13 protein-coding genes are annotated in these 16,413 nt (G+C 57.7%); 4 read left to right on the forward strand and 9 right to left on the reverse strand.

The features are described 5' to 3' along the window. The first annotated feature begins 146 nt into the window (after positions 1-146). On the forward strand, positions 147-1,412 hold the full coding sequence (locus tag Q669_RS13135; protein ID WP_022992619.1) for an EAL domain-containing protein: 1,266 nt from the start codon (positions 147-149) through the stop codon (positions 1,410-1,412). A 24-nt stretch (positions 1,413-1,436) separates the two neighbouring features. Here Q669_RS13135 and Q669_RS13140 read toward each other — a convergent pair whose 3' ends face one another. From Q669_RS13140 to Q669_RS13150, 3 genes are read right to left on the reverse strand one after another with little or no spacing between them, the layout of a single operon-like run. Next, positions 1,437-4,583, reverse strand: coding sequence for an efflux RND transporter permease subunit (locus tag Q669_RS13140; protein ID WP_022992620.1), 3,147 nt, complete (start codon positions 4,581-4,583; stop codon positions 1,437-1,439). 3 nt (positions 4,584-4,586) lie between these two features. Further along, positions 4,587-5,681, reverse strand: coding sequence for an efflux RND transporter periplasmic adaptor subunit (locus tag Q669_RS13145; protein ID WP_022992621.1), 1,095 nt, complete (start codon positions 5,679-5,681; stop codon positions 4,587-4,589). 23 nt (positions 5,682-5,704) lie between these two features. Continuing rightward, positions 5,705-6,217 (reverse strand): DUF3833 domain-containing protein, encoded by a 513-nt coding sequence (locus Q669_RS13150; protein ID WP_374730301.1) that lies wholly within the window; start codon positions 6,215-6,217, stop codon positions 5,705-5,707. 310 nt (positions 6,218-6,527) lie between these two features. On the opposite strand from Q669_RS13150, the gene Q669_RS13155 reads away from it, so the two are divergent. Both Q669_RS13155 and thpD read left to right on the forward strand, forming a co-directional pair. Beyond that, positions 6,528-8,348: an acyl-CoA dehydrogenase C-terminal domain-containing protein gene (locus Q669_RS13155; protein ID WP_036149721.1), complete on the forward strand. Its 1,821-nt coding sequence runs from the start codon at positions 6,528-6,530 to the stop codon at positions 8,346-8,348. 194 nt (positions 8,349-8,542) lie between these two features. Beyond that, the gene (gene thpD / locus Q669_RS13160) at positions 8,543-9,478 is read left to right on the forward strand and encodes an ectoine hydroxylase (protein WP_022992624.1); all 936 of its coding nucleotides are present in this window, start codon (positions 8,543-8,545) and stop codon (positions 9,476-9,478) included. 67 nt (positions 9,479-9,545) lie between these two features. On the opposite strand, the gene Q669_RS13165 is transcribed toward thpD, so the two are convergent. From Q669_RS13165 to rpmH, 6 genes are all read right to left on the reverse strand, one after another. Continuing rightward, a complete protein-coding gene (locus Q669_RS13165; protein ID WP_036149724.1) occupies positions 9,546-10,304 on the reverse strand; it encodes a substrate-binding periplasmic protein in 759 nt (252 codons plus the stop codon). Further along, the gene (mnmE, locus tag Q669_RS13170) at positions 10,258-11,628 is read right to left on the reverse strand and encodes a tRNA uridine-5-carboxymethylaminomethyl(34) synthesis GTPase MnmE (RefSeq protein ID WP_011787295.1); all 1,371 of its coding nucleotides are present in this window, start codon (positions 11,626-11,628) and stop codon (positions 10,258-10,260) included. Before mnmE ends, Q669_RS13165 begins: the two co-directional genes overlap by 47 nt. 72 nt (positions 11,629-11,700) lie before the next feature. Then, a complete protein-coding gene (gene yidC / locus Q669_RS13175; RefSeq protein WP_011787296.1) occupies positions 11,701-13,404 on the reverse strand; it encodes a membrane protein insertase YidC in 1,704 nt (567 codons plus the stop codon). A gap of 4 nt (positions 13,405-13,408) precedes the next feature. Next, positions 13,409-13,702: a membrane protein insertion efficiency factor YidD gene (gene yidD, locus Q669_RS19365; RefSeq protein WP_011787297.1), complete on the reverse strand. Its 294-nt coding sequence runs from the start codon at positions 13,700-13,702 to the stop codon at positions 13,409-13,411. After that, complete coding sequence (gene rnpA, locus Q669_RS13180; protein ID WP_011787298.1) at positions 13,702-14,100, reverse strand: ribonuclease P protein component; 399 nt, start codon at positions 14,098-14,100, stop codon at positions 13,702-13,704. Before rnpA ends, yidD begins: the two co-directional genes overlap by 1 nt. 15 nt (positions 14,101-14,115) lie before the next feature. After that, positions 14,116-14,250, reverse strand: a complete 135-nt coding sequence (gene rpmH / locus Q669_RS19370) for a 50S ribosomal protein L34 (RefSeq protein ID WP_008940054.1) — start codon at positions 14,248-14,250, stop codon at positions 14,116-14,118. 643 nt (positions 14,251-14,893) lie between these two features. On the opposite strand from rpmH, the gene dnaA reads away from it, so the two are divergent. Then, entirely contained in the window at positions 14,894-16,357 is a 1,464-nt protein-coding gene (gene dnaA / locus Q669_RS13185; RefSeq protein ID WP_011783582.1) for a chromosomal replication initiator protein DnaA, read from the forward strand. Positions 16,358-16,413: the final 56 nt, after the last annotated feature.

Raw genomic sequence — 16,413 nt, forward strand, 5'->3', positions numbered from 1 at the left:
TCCACGCAGGCTCGCCAGCGCGGTCGCTTGGCCCCGGTGTCAGGCGCCCAACCAGAGGTTTTGGCACAGAACTCGCTTGAGCCTGGAATGCAGTTTCTCAACCACGGCCAGGAAGGCTCGAACAAGCAGTACAAGGGTTCCTGACCATGAAGCGCGTTCTCAGACTTGCCGAGCACCGGCACCGCCCCTCTGGCAAAACCGCCAGCTTTATCGAACATCACGATTTCCGGTCGGTCTATCAACCCATTCTCAGCCCCACCCATCAGAAAATGGTCGGCTACGAGGCACTGGTTCGGGTTCGCCGTGGTAATCAGCCAGTGGCGCCGCCTTCGCTTTTTGAGCAGGCCAGCATTCAGGGCGTCACCTCGGAACTGGACCGGCACCTGCTGAACCTGCATCTGGAGAATTTCACCCAGGCCAACCTACCTATCTGGCTGTTTATCAATATCAACCCGGACACTCTGTTCCACCATAACGACTACCTGTCTGTACTGGCTGACCATTGCCATCAACTGGGTGTGCATCCGGAGAAAATCGTTCTGGAACTGGTGGAAACCGCCTCCCGGGACAGCGCCACGCTGCTGGAGTTCGTCCAGGAAGCCAAGGCCCGGGGGTTCCAGATCGCCATCGACGACTTTGGCATGGGTGATTCCAATTTTGAGCGCCTGTGGCGCATCAACCCGCTGATCGTGAAGATTGACCGGTCTCTGTTGATGAACGCCCAGGATCACACCCGGGCGCGATTACTGTTGAACAGCCTGGTCCGGATGATCCGGGAGAGTGGCAGCCTGGTGCTGATTGAAGGCATCGAGAACAATGCCCAGGCCCACATTGCGCTGGCCACCGAAGCGGATCTGCTGCAGGGCTTTCTGTTTGCCCGACCAGGGCAAGGGTCCGAAGAACTGACACAGACCGCCGAAACCGCGTTGCGACAGGTCATGTCGGAATCCGAACGCTGGTGTCAGAACGATTTCAGGACCCGCGAGACCTATCTCAAGCTGCTGAGATTCGAAATCATGGATGCCTGCCATGCCCTGGCCCGGGGCGAGGAATTTGATCGGGTCTGCCGGCCTCTGCTGCAAATGGAGGGCGTACGGCGATGCTTCCTGCTCGATCAAAAAGGGGTTCAGCAAGGTAGTCTGGCCCAATCCGGGGCTTCCCGGAATGCCGCATTCAACCCGCTGTATCAGTCCGCTGGCGCCTGCTGGAGCCATCGGGAATATTTCCGCAACGCCCTGGAGCGACCGCAACACATCAGCTGCAGTCGTCCCTACGTCGCCCTTCCGGACGCCCGACGAACCGTCACCCTGTCCACCGGCACCTCACTGGCCCAGGGCCACCGGATCTTCTGCGTGGATATCCATCCGGATGAGGTCCTGGACGGTCAGGTTCTGTTCCCGGACACCCTTTGATACCGGGATTTCACCCGGTCGGGTTCAGAAATCGTCCGCCTTGCGCTGTGGCACCGCCGCCGAACTGCTACCGCCGGATGGGCCCGCTGCCAGGCGTTCCAGCTCCTGCTCCACCGCGTTCGAGGATTTCGCAAAGCGGGCCAGAAGGTTGTACAACACCGGGATAATGAACAGAGTCAGGGTGGTGGCGAAAATCAGGCCACCCAGGATCACCATGCCGATAGCCGCCCGGCTCTCGGCCCCGGCACCAGTGGCAATCACCAGCGGAACCGCCCCGAACACCGTAGATATGGTGGTCATCAGTACCGGACGGAAGCGCAGGCTGGCGCCTTCCAGAATGGCTTCTTTCACCTCGTAGCCCTTGTCCCGAAGCTGGTTGGCAAATTCCACGATCAAAATTCCGTTCTTGGCCATCAGTCCCAGCAGCATGATGATGCCAATCTGGCTGTAGATGTTCAGACTGATGCCCGACCAGGCCAGCGCGATCAGCGCACCGGTCACCGCCAGCGGCACCGACAGCATGATAATCAGCGGGTGGATCCAGCTCTCGAACTGGGCCGCCAGCACCAGGAACACGATAATAAACGCCAGCCCGAAGGTCAGGTAGATGGCCGCCGAGGAATCCTGGAATTCCTGGGACAGGCCCTTGTAACTGAGGCGAGCCTCCGGCGGCAGGTTATCCACAGCCAGGTTATTCAGGTAGGTCAGCGCTGAACCCAGGTCATAGCCCTCGGCCAGGGACGCACTCACCACCACCGCCGGCAGCCGGTCAATCCGGCGCAGATCCGGATTGGCCCCGATCTCTTCCACAGATACCAGAGCCTTGAGCGGAATCAGTTCCCCACCTGCCCGAGGCCGCAGGAAGATCTGCTCCATATCACCGGGCGTGGCCCGGTCGGCATCGTCCGCCTGTATAATGACGTCGTATTCCCGGCCCCGATCCAGATAGGTGGTTACCTGCCGGGAAGCGAGCATGGTCTGCAGGGTGAGGCCTACGTCTTCGATGGTGATATCCAGATCCGCTGCCCGGTCGCGGTCAATGTTGACCTTCAGTTCCGGCCGGGTCAGCTCAAAATCTGTGTCGACATTCAGCAGATTCGGGTTTTCCTTTGCCCGTTCAACGATCTCCTCACTCCAGGCCTGCACCGACTCGTAGTCGGGGCCGGCAATGACAAACTCCACTGGCTGATTGAAGCCGCGCTGGCCAAGCCCCGGCGGGTTAATGACACTGATCCGCACCCCGGAAATGTCAGACAGCTTGTCGCGAATCTCGGTGGTGACCTGCTGCTGCTTGATCTCCCGCTGTTCCCAGGGCACCAACCCCATGATCATGAAGGCATTGTCTTCTTCATCCCGGAATCCGACGATGGACAGGAAACGCTCGGCGATACCGTCATCCAGGTAGGGCAACAGTCGCTCTTCGGCCTGTTTGACAAAGTGATCGGTGAATTCAACCGTCGAACCCCGGGGCGCGCTGACGGGCATGATGATTACGCCGCGGTCTTCGGTCGGGGCCAGTTCCTGGGGCAAACGGGGAAAAATCACCACCGCCACAATCAGCCCGACGATACCGAGCCCGAGCAACAGCCCGGGCTGGTTCAGGGAAAACCGCAGCATTCTCTGATAGCCGTGGGTGAGGCCGTTCAGGATGCGCTCACTGAAGGCCCAGAGCCGATGCCCCTCGGCACTTTCGGGACTGTGCCGGAGCCACTTGGAACAGAGCATCGGCGCCAGGGTCAGAGCTACCAGGCTGGAGACCACCACGGCGGCAGCCAGGGTGAAGCCGAATTCCGCAAACAACCGGCCCACGTTGCCGCCCATGAACGAGATGGGCACAAATACCGCCACCAGAGTCAGCGTGGTGGCGATCACCGCGAAAGCCACCTGCTTGGCGCCCCGGTAGGCCGCCAGCAACGGTGGTTCGCCTTCATCAATGCGACGCTGGATGTTCTCCAGCATGACAATGGCATCGTCCACCACCAGGCCGATGGCCAGAATGATGGCCAACAGGGTCAGCACGTTGATGGAAAAGCCCAGGAAACCCAGGCCGATAAACGCACCGATCACCGCCACCGGAATGGTGACCGCCGGAATCAGGGTTGCGCGCCAGGAGCGCAGGAACAGGAAAATAACCAGTATCACCAGCGATACCGCAATCGCCAGCGTGGTCAGAACCTCTTTGATCGAAGCCCGAATAAACACCGATTCGTCATAGCTCTCGGCAATACGCACTTCCGGCGGCAAGGTCTCGCGAATCTTCACCAGCTCCGCCTTCACCGCATCCGACACCGCTACCGTGTTGGCCTTGGACTGGCGGATTACCCCCATCCCGATAGCGGTTTCGCCATTGGCCCGCAAACGACCAACATCCGATTCCACCCCGACCTGAACATTGGCAACCTCGCCCAGGCGCAACAGGTCGTTGCCATCCCGGCGGATCACCAGATTGCGGAAATCTTCCACATTTGACAACCGCCCTTCCGCGCGCACGGTAAAGTTGCGGGTGGAGGAGTCCACTGAACCGGCCGGTAACTCCACGTTGTTCTGCCGCAGTGCCTGCTCCACCTCGGCAACGGTTATGTTCCGGGCCGCCAGGCGGGTGCGGTCGAGCCAGACCCGGATGGCGTAACGGCGTTCACCGCCAATCCGGACATCGGCAACACCGTCCAGAACCGATAACCGGTCTGCCAGAACCCGATCGGCGAAGTCACTGAGTTCGGCACTGTCCCAGACGTCACTGATCAGAGTTATCCACATCATTGGCCGGGCATCGGAATCGGCTTTTTGAACCACCGGGGGATCGGCCTCATCCGGCAACTGGTTCAGAACCCGGGACACCGCATCGCGTACGTCGTTGGCGGCAATGTCTACATCCCGGGAGGTATCAAATTCTATTGAGGTTCTGGATTCACCCTGTTCGGTTGAGGATTCGATGGAGCGAATGCCTTCAATGCCACTGATGGCCCCTTCAATCACCTGGGTAATCTGGGTGTCGACCACTTCCGCCGCAGCGCCGGTGTAATCGGTGGACACCGAAACCACCGGCGGATCAATATCCGGATATTCCCGAACCGGCAAGCCCAGCAAGGCGGCCACGCCGAATACGACAATCAGCAGGCTCAGAACGGTGGCAAACACCGGGCGTTTGATGGAGACATCGGACAGCACCATGGATCAGGACTCCACGGTCCGGGCAAACCGGTTTTCCGGAATCGCCTGGTCGTTACTCTGTACTTCAATGCGGTCGCCGGTACTCAGGCGATCCTGCCCGGTTACTACCACGGCATCGTCCAGGGTCAGGCCAGAGGTAATTTCCACCAGACCGGGCATGCGCGAACCGGTCGCCACCGATACCCGGCGTGCCACGCCGTCTTCGGCAACAAACACATACTTGTCGTCGCCACGAATCATCACTGCCTGCTCCGGAATCACCAGCCCTTCCCGTTCCTGCAGGGTCAGTGACGCCGACATGAACTGGCCCGGCCGCAGACGACCGTCCGGATTATCGATAATGGCTCGCACCGACAGGGTTCGGCTCAATTCGCTGATGCGGGTGGCGAGTTCCACCAGCTCTCCCCGGAAGACCTCGTCTGGGAATGCCGGCGTGGAGGCAATCACCGATTGGCCTACCCGAACCTGGCCGACAAAACGTTCTGGAACCGCAAAACCCATTTCCATTCGATCGGTGGTGTCCAGCGTGGTAATGGTGGTGCCCGCTTGCAGATATGCCCCCACGCTGATGTCGCTCAGGCCCACCACACCGGAGAACGGCGCTTCAATGCGATGGTTTTCCAGCCGCACCCGGGCAGCCTGTCGCTGGGCTTCAGCCACACTCACGGCGGTGACCAGTTCATCCACCTGGGACTGGGACACGCTATTGTTGGAGCGCAAACGCCGGGCCCGCTCCAGTTGCCGCCTGGCATCGGCCAGCTGGGCTTCAATCACCTGGAGATCGGCACGGGCCTGACGATCGTCGAGACGTAACAGGACATCGCCCTGAGATACTTTCTGTCCGGGTTCGAGGTTGATCTGCACCACCCGACCGGTGACTTCGGTGGTCAGTTCCACGGCATTCAGTGCCTTGAGGTTGGCCACCGAACGAATCTCATCCCTGACCTGCTGCAATCTGGGCGCCACTGCACTGACTTTGCTGGCCCTCGGCTCCTCACCGGCCTGTTCTGTGGACGAGGAATCCATCGCCAAAAAGAACACCGCACTTCCGGCACCCGCTGCAACCAGTACCACCGCAATCAGCCATTGCTTCCACATGGGTATCGCAAACCTTTCCGAGTTCAGTTCTGCGGGACAGCCCCGCTTTCATGTTTCTGAATCACCAACACCACTTCACCCACATCGACACCCCACTTGCTCATGGTGGTCTGGTTGATCAGGGTGTCGGGAGTAACCAGGTACATCCAGTCGTCCATCCGGACATCGATCGTGCCATCGCCGTATGCCACCCGCAGGACATAATTCATGTGTATGGCGTTGCCCTGCCAGCGCATGGTGCCGGCTTCCACCACGTCGCCGGCGCTGGCGTGATAGCTGCCGTTGTCCGGTGTCAGCGTCCAGATCCGGGTCTGGACCTCGCCGTCGTTGAAACGGAACACCTCATCCAGCGTACCGACACCGTTTTCATCCCAACTGGCCACAATGTCTGCGTCGAAGGTACGGATAACCTGGCCGGCGTAGTCCTTGACCACCCCCCGGGCCGAAAGTTCGCCCCGGAAAAACTCCGAGGGCACCAGCTCCGGTGCCTGGCCCTGATAATCCTCCAGATTCGGCCCGGCACACCCTGCCAGCATCAGGGTCATTAACAGTATAAGACCACCGCTTCGAAGACCATGGAAAAGACCGGGGAAAGGCTGCGTTTGCATGACTTTTACACTCCTTGGCGACTACCGGATAGCAACAGAACGTTTTCAGCATTACGGACCCATGGCCGTGCCCGATCAGTCCCCGGGCCCAACCGTCATTTCAGCCAATTGTCCATTCTGACATCAGCACCAGCGCTTTCCGTCAATGGCAGCCCGCCGGGAATACCGTACAACTGCACACACAGTGGCCTTTCTGGCCCAACCAATTCCGGATGATCAATGCATGTGAGGACTGGCTATGCCTGTGTATAAAGCGCCCCTGAGGGACATGAAATTCCTGCTCAATGACGTATTCGATTACCCGCGGCACTACCAGACACTGGCCTCCGGTGAGAACGCCACGCCCGACATTGTCGACGCCATTCTGAGCGAATGCGGCCGTTTCTGCGAAGAGGTGCTGAGCCCGCTGTATCAGTCCGGCGACGAAGAAGGGTGCCACCTGGAAAACGGTGAAGTGATCACCCCCAAGGGCTATAAAGAAGCCTACGAGCAATATGTGATGGGCGGCTGGCAGGGCCTGTCGGCACCGGAGGAATTCGGGGGCCAGGGCCTGCCGGCCTCCATGGGCCTGTTGAAGCAGGAAATGATGGGCACCGCCAACTGGTCCTTTTCCATGTACCCGGGCCTGTCCCTGGGGGCCATGAACACCATCTATCTGCACGGCGATGAGCAGCAGCAACAGACTTATCTGGCGCCGCTGACCGAAGGCCGCTGGGGCGGCACCATGTGCCTGACCGAGCCCCAGTGCGGTACCGACCTGGGCCAGGTCAAAACCCGGGCCGAACCCCAGGCCGACGGCAGCTACAAACTCACAGGCACCAAGATCTTCATTTCCTCAGGCGAGCACGATCTGACCGAAAACATCGTTCACATCGTGCTGGCCCGTCTGCCGGATGCCCCGAAAGGCACCAAAGGCATCAGCCTGTTTATCGTGCCCAAGTTCCTGCCCGATGCCCAGGGCGGTGTCGGTGAGCGCAACGCCGTCAGTTGCGGCGCGCTGGAGAAGAAAATGGGCATCAAGGCTTCGGCCACCTGTGTGATGAATTTCGATGGCGCCACCGGCTATCTGATCGGCCCGGAGAATCAGGGCCTGGAGTGCATGTTCACCTTTATGAACACAGCCCGCATCGGTACGGCAATTCAGGGGGTTGGCCCCGCCGAGCTGTCCTACCAGTGGGCTCTGGATTACGCCAAGGAGCGCCGTTCCATGCGGGCGCTGTCCGGCAAGAAAGAGCCGGATGAAGTTGCAGACAGCCTGATTCACCATGCCGATGTCCGGCGTATGCTGCTGACCCAGAAAGCCATCGCGGAAGGCGGCCGCTCCATGCTCTATTACGCCGCCAAGATCGCGGACCATATGGTGGAAGCGCATACCGCCGGCGATACTGCCAAGGTTGAGAAATATGACGACAAACTGGGCTTCCTGACGCCAATCCTGAAGGGATTCCTGACCGAGCTGGGCTGTGAAGCCACCAATCTGGGCATGCAGGTGTTCGGCGGCCACGGCTACATCCGCGAACACGGCATGGAGCAGATTGTCCGGGATACCCGTATTGCCACCCTGTATGAGGGCACAACCGGCATCCAGGCCCTGGACCTGCTCGGGCGCAAGGTCTTGCTGATGACCCAGGGCGGAGCGGTGCGGGAATTCACCCTCAAGGTGGCAAATTTTGCCCGCAAGCACCTGACCAACAAACAACTGCGGCCAATGGCGGTGGAGCTGCTCAAGCTGACCGCCCAGTGGAACCTGCTGACCGTGCGCGTGATGTTGGCAGCACGCAAGGATCGCGACGTGGTCAGCGCCGCCGCCAACGACTTCCTGATGTACAGCGGCTACGTGACCATGGCGTATATGTGGCTACGCCAGGCGGCGGTGGCCAGCGATAAACTGGAAAACGGCGGCGATGAATCTGACGCCTTTTACCGCACCAAACTGGCGACCGCCGAGTTCTATTATGAGCGCTTGCTGCCCCGGGCCCAGGCCCACGCCACCAGTATGCTGAGCCCGACCCGCAACCTCATGCAGGTGGCGCCGGAAGAGATGGCCTTTACCGGTTAAGCTCCGGTATTTTCCCGTCCCGGGCGCTGCCCGGGACACTTTTCCTGTTCATGACCAACCGGAAACCGGGGTTGAAATCCTGTTGATACGACCTCAACTCTCCTCCTGCCTTACCACTTTTCTCACAATGCACTGAGGTTTAACGACTTTTAGAGACATCACCATTCTCGCGCATAAAAGAAGGAGGTTCGAAAATGGACAATCGTACTGACGACTTTTATCCCACCCGTCTCGAGCGCCCGGCAGAGAGTTTCGAGCGCAAGGACCCGGTTATCCACAGCCAGGGAACCGACCGCCACAATGGGCCGTTGAGCGAAACTGAACTGGCCCGGTATGAACGGGACGGCTTTCTGGTATTCAACAACTTTCTGGATCAGGAAACGGTCAAACGTTTCCGGGACGACCTGCGAGCCTATGAGAATGACGACAGCATCCTGCGTTCCGAAGGCACTATTACCGAGCCAGGCAAGCAGGAAATCCGCTCTATTTTCGGGATCCACGAACTGTCTGATCGCTTCGACCGACTGACCCGGGAGTCCCGCCTGCTGGATATGGTGCACCAGCTACTGGGCAGTGATGCCTACATCCACCAGTCACGCATCAATTTCAAACCCGGTTTCCACGGCAAGGGCTTTGACTGGCATTCGGATTTCGAGACCTGGCACGCCGAGGACGGTATGCCGCGCATGCGGGCCGTCAGCTTTTCCATCGCCCTCACCGACAACACCCCACTCAACGGCCCATTGATGCTGATTCCCGGCTCCCACAAAACGTTTGTGCCCTGTGTCGGCCGCACGCCCGAGGACAACTACCAGTCCTCACTGAAAAAGCAGAAGCTGGGAGTCCCCAACGAACAGGACCTGCAGAAGATGGCCGATCAGTACGGCATCCAGGCGCCTACCGGGCCAGCGGGCTCTCTGATCATATTCGAGTGCAACACGTTGCATGCCTCCAATGCCAATATGTCACCCTGGCCCCGCAGCAATCTGTTCTTCGTCTACAACAGTGTGGAAAACCGTCTGGAACAGCCATTCTGCGGCAACAAACCGCGGCCCGACTTTCTGGGTAATCGCAGCCATACCGAGGCCCTGCGCCCGGTTCGTTCACCGGATCTGCGCCGCACCGGTTAAGCGATGGCCCAATAACGAAAAAGGGGAAGCCACAGGCTTCCCCTTTTGTAACGGATCAAAACTCTGATCAGAGACCGTACTTGGTCTCAATAGCCTCGTAGATTCCGTTGTTCTTGATGGTTTCCAGGCCCTGATTCAGTTTCTGGATCACCTCGTCCGGCGTTTCCATGTTCATGGCCAGGTACAGTTCGGTCTTGTTGAACGAATACACCGGAACCAGCCCTTCCACATCCTGCTGGGAGGCAAAATAGGGCCCGGCCAGCTGGTCCGCAATCCAGAGGTCAACCTGCCCCAGTTCCAGACGCTTCGGGTTCAGATCGTCGCTTTCCATCTCCGAGACCTTATAGCCGCGCTCCAGCAGGTATTCGGTCATGACGTCACCGCGATAGCCGGCATACAGCAAACCCCGGGTATCTTCCAGATCGTCGATCTGCAGGTTGGTGCCGGCCGGGGCAAAGATGGTCCACAGGTTGTTCGCCAATGGCCCTACCCACTTGAACTGCGGTGCCCGGCTTTCGGTATAGGTGGTGCAGAAGATCCCGTGGTTCTTTTTGTTCAGGGCCCGGTTGTAGCCGTAATCCCAGTTCCGGAGCTTGATGACATAGTCGAGCCCGGACGCCTGCAGCACCGCTTTCACCATCTCGGTGCACAGTCCATCAATGCCATCGCCGTTATGCTCGAAGGCACGGCCGGTGGAACTCATGTTGTACGGAGGAAAGTTCTCGGTGTAGATGTAGAGTTTGTCTGAGCCCAGAGCGGGCTGAGGGCTCCTTCCTGAATTATTTCCCGATGCAGAAACTGCTGAATATTTTCCCCAGAAGCTCATCCGGGGTCAGATGCCCGGTGATTTCCCCCAGGGCATCCTGAGCGGCCCGCAGATCTTCGGCCAGCAATTCACCGGCGCCGTAACCTTCCAGCTGAGTCTGGCCTTGCAGCAGGGAATCCCGGGCACGTTCCAGGGCATCCAGGTGCCGGCGCCGGGCCAGGAAGCCACCTTCGGTGGTGCTGGCAAAGCCGATGCATTCTTTCAGATGCTCACGCAGAACCTCCAGACCCTCCGCAGCTTTTGCTGCCAGACGAATCACCGGAGCGGTCTGATGCGACTCGGCGCTGATACCCAACGGTTCACCAGACAGATCCACCTTGTTCCGGATCACCGTCACCGGTGCACTCCTGGGCAGTTGATCAATAAAATCCGGCCAGATTTCATGGGGCTCGGTTTTGTCGGTGGTGGTGGCATCCACCATCAGCAAAATACGATCGGCCTGTCGGATTTCTTCCCAGGCCCGGGCAATACCAATCTGTTCCACTTCGTCCGGGCTGTCCCGCAGGCCGGCGGTATCAATAATGTGCAGCGGCATACCATCGATGTGGATATGTTCCCGCAACACATCCCGGGTTGTGCCCTCGATGGCGGTGACAATCGCAGCCTCCCGCCCCGCGAGGGCGTTCAGCAGGCTGGATTTGCCGGCATTGGGCCGGCCGGCAATAACCACTTTCATGCCGTCCCGCAGAATGGTGCCTTGCTGGGCTTCACCGAGAATCTGCTGCACCTGCTCCAGCAGGCCCTGCAAGTCAGAAGCAACTTTGCCATCGGCCAGGAAATCGATCTCTTCCTCCGGAAAATCGATGGCCGCTTCCACGTAGATGCGCAGATGGGTGATGGCCTCCACCAGGTTATCCACACGTTTGGAGAACACCCCCTGCATGGAACGCACGGCACAGCGGGCCGCCTGTTCCGAACTGCTTTCAATCAGATCAGCAATGGCCTCAGCCTGGGCCAGGTCCAGTTTGTCATTGAGAAACGCTCTTTCGGAAAATTCACCAGGCCGGGCCAGCCGGGCCCCCAGGCTGCAGACTTCCCGTAACAGGATATCCAGAATCACCGTGCCGCCATGGCCCTGAAGCTCGAACACATCCTCGCCGGTAAAGGAGTGCGGGTTGGGAAAGTACAGACCGATGCCCTCATCAATCAGCTCTCCCTGACGATCCCGGAACGGGCCGTAGTGGGCGTATCGGGGTTTTGGCTCAAAGCCCAGCATGGTGCGGGCAATGGCCATGGCCCTGGGTCCGGACACCCGGACAATCCCCACCCCGGCCTGGCCCGGGGCAGTGGCGATGGCGGCAATGGTGTCAGTCGCTGGCTGCATCTTGATTTTCCTGAAATAGAAATGACAAAGGCTCCACAAGGGAGCCTTTGTCAGGTCAGAAGCACTGTTGAATCAGTACTTCTTGCCTGCCGTTTCCGCTTCGATCTTGCGGGTAATGTACCACTGCTGGGAGATCGAAAGAATGTTGTTCACCAGCCAGTACAGAACCAGACCGGCCGGGAACCACAGGAAGAACACGGTGAAGATCAGCGGCATCAGCTTCATGATCTTGGCCTGCATGGGGTCCGGGGGCGTCGGGTTCAGGCTCATCTGGATGAACATGCTGGCGCCCATCAGGATCGGCAGGATGAAGTACGGGTCCATCTGGGACAGATCCTGAATCCACAGCATGAACGGCGCATGACGCAACTGGACACTTTCAAACAGTACCCAGTAAAGCGAGATGAACACCGGCATCTGCACCAGTATTGGCAGACAGCCCCCGAGCGGATTGATTTTCTCGCGCTTGTACAGCGCCATCATTTCCTGGGACATGCGCTGGCGATCATCGCCATAGAGCTCTTTCAGCCGGGTCAGTTGCGGAGCGACCGCGCGCATTTTTGCCATGGAGCGATAGCTGGTGGCGGAGAGGTGGAAGAACACCGCTTTTACCAACACCGTCAGCAGGATGATAGCGACACCCCAGTTACCGACCAGACCATAGAACCATTCAAGAATGTAGAACAGCGGCAGGGAAATGAAGAACAGCCAGCCGAAATCAACGGTGCGATCCAGGTTCGGAGCCAGAGCTTCCAGCCGATCAATGATCTTGGGACCGACATAAGCAGTGGCGCCCACTTCTGCGGTCTCACCCGGTGCTACCGTCGTGGCAGGATAAACAAAGCCCATAACATGGAGATCGCCCCGTCGGGTGGTCTGGAACTGGGCTTTCTGGTCCCGCTCGGGTATCCATGCTGTCAGGAAGTAATGCTGCAGGAAGGCCAGCCAGCCATTAGTGACCGACTGATTGACGCGCTTCTCTGACAGATCCTCGAAATCGTACTTCTCATACGGATCTTCCGGGGTACTGATCACCATGCCCAGATAAGCCCGGATTCCCATGCTGGCCTGGGAGGTCGGATCCGGCGCCTGATCACGCACGATCTTGCCGGTGAAGTTACCTTGCCATGGGCTTTCTGAACGGTTGTCGATCAGGTAGCTGACATCAATCTGATAGCTGTTGCGGGCCAGATGATAGCGTTTGGTGATGGCTACACCGCTGTCAGTGGTGTACACCAGGTTGATGGTAAGTTCATCTTCCCCTTCCGCCAGCTGGTAACTGCCGGTTTCTGCCTGAAATACCGGAGCTTCACCGGCCTGGCTGCCATCCGGGCCATCGCGACCGATCAGGCCGCTTTCCAGAAGATAGGTGCGGGTACTGGTATTGGTCAGAAGTTTCAGTGGCTGTTCGCTGTCCAGAGACTCGTCGTATTGCAACAGGGAACTGTCAACCACATTACCGCCTACGCGGTCGATCTTCAGCTCGTAAACATCCGTGGTCACGGTAATAAAACGATCTGCCAGATCCTGATCGCTGTTGGCGGAGGTTGACGCCAGTGACCCGGTCTCCGGCGTTGCAAACTCTTCGCCGCCTGCGTTGTTATCCTCAGGCAGGATCATGTCATCGGTGCTGTTGGTAGCACTGCTGTCTGAGGAAGATTGCGCCTCGGCAACCTGTTCTGTTTGAGGCTGGTGATAATCCTCGTTCCAGGCAAGTACCATCAGGTAACTGACAATGGCGAGGCCGGCAAACAAAACGATGCGTTGAATATCCATAAACTTAGTGTCTGGTCTGAGTAGTGGAATGAGTGCTTTCTGTCGGATTGCAGGCCTGGCCGGAGCGAGGCGCCGTATTCAGTTCCGTTCCCGGTACCGGATCATAACCGCCTTCTGCCCAGGGATGACACCTGAGTAGCCGGGCTGTTGCCAGGTAACCGCCTTTAAGAGGTCCGTGATGTTGGATGGCCTCGACGGCGTATTGTGAACAGGTAGGGTAATGACGGCAATGGCTGGCCATCATCGGACTGATGGCATACTGGTAGAACCGGATGGGCAAGAGCAGGAGTTGACGCATTACTCCGTACCTCTGGGATTGCCGACGGATTGATCAGGCGTGGACTGCCGGTATTTTTTCTTTACCCGATGCCAAAGATCATTCAGTGAGGAACGGACCGTATCGTTATCCAGCCGATCCAGCCCCTGGCGGCCGAGCACAATGATATCCAGGCCTGGCAGATCTGGTTGGAGCCGGAAGGTTTCCCTTACCTGACGCTTGATCCGGTTTCTCTGAACGGCGAGCCGAAGATTCTTCTTGGAGAAGATCAATCCGACCCTGGCGTGTCCCAATGAGTTGGCAGAGGCCAGGATCAGAAAATTCCTGTGCGGAACTTTCAGCGTTACGTCATTGAAGACCCTGCTGTAATCCGAAGGTTTCAACAGTCTGTGAGACTTCGGAAACGTCAAGGCCTTCATGAGGCAGGCTTCAGATTACGCAGACAGGCGTGCACGGCCCTTGGCACGGCGACGAGACAGTACCTTGCGACCATTGGCTGTCGCCATACGGGCACGGAAACCGTGAACGCGCTTGCGCTTCAGGACGCTCGGTTGGAATGTTCTTTTCATGGTGATGTTCTCACAAATCGTCGATGGACATTGATCAGTGGCTGGAAAATAGACAGCCAAAACTGGAGCGGCATTCTAGTCAAATACGGGTGCAAGTTCAATGGTTATGGTTTGGTCAGGCAAGATTCTGGCATGGGTACTAACCGACATGGCGACTAATAGAATCTGTAAGGTCTTTTAAAAATTCTTTCAAAGATATTTATTACTGTTGTTAGGCACCTTGATTTCTGTGGATAAGAGAAATTTCATCTTAGTAATCATGAAATTAACACCATGACAAAGCTTGTGACAGATACCGGTGAGCCCTGTGGATTTCGTCATCACGGATTGTGCACAAGTGGGATAGGTGATGGTGAACCGAGTTATGCAAGTATCCGTCAAGATCTTTCCCACAGGACTGACCCCTGGGTTTGCACAAGCTTCTGTGAATAACTTTTTTTCAGACATTTTCTGTACACAAGGCTGTAGATATGTCTGAAACAATCTGAAAAATATAAAGAAAAGTTTCCACAGGGTGTTTATGACAAAGGTATCCGGCCTTTTACTGAAGGCTCGTGCAGGTTAGAATCTCCGGTCACTTCAGGCACCGGTTGGCGTTGGTTTAACAGTGCCTTATCAGTCAGGTTTTCGGGAGCAGGCGGTCGTGCCGAACAGTATGTGGCATCAATGTCTTGAAGTACTCCGGGATGAGTTTCCCGCACAGCAGTTCAATACCTGGTTGAGGCCCCTTCAGTCTGATCACCGGGAAGGGCAGCTCATGCTGTTTGCCCCGAACCGGTTTGTGATGGACTGGGTCAACGAAAAATACCTTCGCCGTATAGAAGAAGTATTGAAGGATCTGAATGGTGGTCAGGCGCCACGAGTCATGATGAAAGTGGGCTCTGCGCCCAAGCCCACAGATCCGGTGGTTCGCTCCGAAGTGGCGCCGCCGGTCCGGGTCTCGGAAGAAACCGAGCAGACCGTTACGGAAGAAGAAAGAAGTGTTGCGGCTACTGTTGCGGATTCAGCACCAAGAGCGATGTCTGCGCCGGCACCCAAGGCCCAGGCCGAGCGCCGTCCGGTGCAGGTAGAAGGTGATATCAAACACCAGAGTTTTCTTAACGAAACCTTTACCTTCGATACCTTTGTCGAGGGTAAATCGAACCAGCTGGCCCGGGCTGCCTCCATGCAGGTGGCGGAAAACCCCGGTGGTGCCTACAACCCGCTGTTTCTTTATGGCGGCGTGGGCCTGGGTAAAACTCACCTGATGCATGCCATTGGCAATGAGATTGTGCGTCGCAACCCGCGCGCGAAGGTAGCCTATCTGCGTTCGGAACGGTTTGTGGCCGACATGGTCAAGGCACTGCAGCTGAATGCCATCAATGAGTTCAAACGCTATTACCGGTCGGTGGATGCGCTGCTGATTGACGATATCCAGTTTTTTGCCCGCAAGGAACGCTCTCAGGAGGAGTTTTTCCACACCTTTAACGCGCTGCTTGAAGGTGGCCAGCAGGTGATCGTGACCTGTGACCGTTTCCCGAAAGAAATCTCGGATATGGAGGAGCGGCTGAAATCCCGCTTTGGCTGGGGCCTGACGGTGATGGTCGAGCCTCCGGAACTGGAAACACGGGTGGCGATCCTGATGAAGAAGGCGGAACAGGCCAATGTGAAACTCAGCAGCGAGGCCGCGTTCTTTATTGCACAGAAAATCCGATCAAACGTTCGTGAGCTTGAAGGGGCGCTGCGTCTGGTGATAGCGAATGCTCACTTCACTGGCTCGGAGATTACCCCGCCGTTTATCCGTGAGAGCCTCAAGGATCTTCTGGCCCTGCATGAAAAGCAGGTGAGCATCGATAATATCCAGCGAACGGTGGCTGAGTACTACAAGATCAAGGTGGCGGATCTGCTGTCCAAACGCCGCACTCGCACAGTGACCCGGCCGCGCCAGGTGGCTATGTCCCTGGCCAAGGAACTGACCAACCATAGCCTGCCGGAGATTGGCGACGCGTTCGGTGGGCGTGACCACACCACCGTTCTGCATGCCTGTAAAAAGATTGTTGAATTGCAGGAAACCGATCCCGGTATCCGTGAGGATTATCAGAATTTTATGAGATTGCTGACCACCTGATTTGTGGTGGCCCGTACGAACAACACATACATTCACTTCCGATAACTGAAGCCGAG

It is taken from the genome of Marinobacter sp. C1S70 (assembly GCF_000475355.1).
Taxonomy (GTDB): domain Bacteria; phylum Pseudomonadota; class Gammaproteobacteria; order Pseudomonadales; family Oleiphilaceae; genus Marinobacter; species Marinobacter nauticus.